At 54.3% G+C, this 2,500-nt stretch carries 1 tRNA gene and 2 rRNA genes (1 of these 3 cut by a window edge); all 3 read right to left on the reverse strand.

The features are described 5' to 3' along the window. Positions 1-6: 6 nt before the first annotated feature. Positions 7-83 (reverse strand) — tRNA-Met (locus tag HX899_RS27320). Between the two features lie 131 nt (positions 84-214). Then, positions 215-329 (reverse strand): 5S ribosomal RNA (rrf, locus tag HX899_RS27325). Positions 330-513: 184 nt separating this feature from the next. Then, a 23S ribosomal RNA gene (locus HX899_RS27330) occupies positions 514-2,500 on the reverse strand; it runs 826 nt beyond the window's last position.

Consider the following 2,500-nt stretch of genomic DNA (forward strand, 5'->3'; position numbering starts at 1 on the left):
GGAATTTGGTTGCGGGGGCAGGATTTGAACCTGCGGCCTTCAGGTTATGAGCCTGACGAGCTACCGGGCTGCTCCACCCCGCGCCAAGTGCAAATCTTTGAGATTTGCTGCAGTATTCTAACACGAAAGGCCGCTTGTGAGCGGCCCTTTGTTTCGGCTTTGGGCCGTTTGTTTTGTTCTGAGAAGATTGTTTTACATCAGTTGCGCTTTGCAGACCTGGCAGCGACCTACTCTCCCGCGTCTTAAGACGAAGTACCATGGGCGCAGGGGCGTTTCACGGCCGTGTTCGGAAAGGGAACGGGTGCAGCCACCCCGCCATAACCACCAGGTCGGCAAAGCGCAACTTTATGTTTTGAGAAGCTGGTGAAGTCCTATGACTTCGTTTTTGAACACGTTTTAGAGCTCCAACCGGACGAACACTTCGTGTTCGCCGGGACCGGGCAAAGGCTGGCGCCTTCGCCTTGTCAGGACGACCGCTTTGCGGTCGCCTTGAGATGAGCATAGTCAATGAGAACGATCAAGCCGATCGAGCTATTAGTACCGGTAAGCTTCATGCGTTGCCGCACTTCCACACCCGGCCTATCAACGTGGTCGTCTTCCACGGCTCTGATAGGGAATACTCGTTTTCAGGTGGGTTTCCCGCTTAGATGCCTTCAGCGGTTATCCCGTCCATATGTAGCTACCCTGCTATGCCCTTGGCAGGACAACAGGTCCACCAGAGATATGTCCATCCCGGTCCTCTCGTACTAGGGACAGATCCTGTCAATATTCCTACACCCACGGCAGATAGGGACCGAACTGTCTCACGACGTTCTGAACCCAGCTCACGTACCGCTTTAATTGGCGAACAGCCAAACCCTTGGGACCTGCTCCAGCCCCAGGATGCGATGAGCCGACATCGAGGTGCCAAACAACCCCGTCGATATGGACTCTTGGGGGTCATCAGCCTGTTATCCCCGGCGTACCTTTTATCCGTTGAGCGATGGCCCTTCCACGCGGGACCACCGGATCACTATGACCGACTTTCGTCTCTGCTCGACTTGTCAGTCTCGCAGTCAGGCGGGCTTATGCCATTGCACTCGACGACCGATTTCCGACCGGTCTGAGCCCACCATCGCGCGCCTCCGTTACTCTTTCGGAGGCGACCGCCCCAGTCAAACTACCCACCATACACTGTCCCGGACCCGGATGACGGGCCGCGGTTAGACATCCATGACGATAAGGGTGGTATTTCAAGGATGGCTCCACGGAAACTGGCGTCCCCGCTTCAAAGCCTACCACCTATCCTACACATGCCGACACGAATGCCAGTGTAAAGCTATAGTAAAGGTGCACGGGGTCTTTCCGTCTGACCGCAGGAACCCCGCATCTTCACGGGGAATTCAATTTCACTGAGTCTATGTTGGAGACAGCGGGGAAGTCGTTACGCCATTCGTGCAGGTCGGAACTTACCCGACAAGGAATTTCGCTACCTTAGGACCGTTATAGTTACGGCCGCCGTTTACTGGGGCTTCGATTCAAAGCTTGCACCTCTCCTCTTAACCTTCCAGCACCGGGCAGGCGTCAGACCCTATACGTCGTCTTGCGACTTCGCAGAGCCCTGTGTTTTTGATAAACAGTCGCTACCCCCTGGTCTGTGCCACCCCATAATAGTTGCCTAGCATGGGGTCACGCTTCTTCCGAAGTTACGCGTGCAATTTGCCGAGTTCCTTCAACATAGTTCTCTCAAGCGCCTTGGTATACTCTACCTGACCACCTGTGTCGGTTTCGGGTACGGTCTATACGGTGGAGCTATTTCCTGGAACCGCTCCGCTGCCCATCCAATCCAATAAGAATGAACAACTTGTGCAATCCGTCACTACCACCAGGCCCACGAATATTAACGTGGTTCCCATCGACTACGCATTTCTGCCTCGCCTTAGGGGCCGGCTAACCCTGCTCAGATTAACTTTAAGCAGGAACCCTTGGTCTTTCGGCGAGAGGGTCTCTCACCCTCTTTATCGTTACTCATGTCAACATTCGCACTTCCGATACCTCCAGGAGCCCTCACGGGTCTCCCTTCATCAGCTTACGGAACGCTCCGCTACCACGTGTATTGCTACACATCCTCAGCTTCGGTGCATGGCTTCAGCCCCGTTACATTTTCGGCGCAAAGACCCTTATTTAGACCAGTGAGCTGTTACGCTTTCTTTAAATGATGGCTGCTTCTAAGCCAACATCCTGGTTGTTTTGGGATCCTCACATCCTTTCCCACTTAGCCATGACTTGGGGACCTTAGCTGGAGGTTAGGGTTGTTGCCCTTTTCACGACGGACGTTAGCACCCGCCGTGTGTCTGCCGAGTAGTACTCCCCGGTATTCGGAGTTTGGTTAGGATCAGTAAGACGGTGAGTCCCCATAGCCCATCCAGTGCTCTACCCCCGGGGGTATTCGCTCGACGCTCTACCTAAATAGATTTCGCGGAGAACCAGCTATTTCCGAGTTTGATTGGCCTTTCACCCC

The organism is Rhizobium sp. WYCCWR 11146 (assembly GCF_013591995.1).
In the GTDB taxonomy this organism is placed as follows: Bacteria; Pseudomonadota; Alphaproteobacteria; order Rhizobiales; family Rhizobiaceae; genus Rhizobium; species Rhizobium indicum.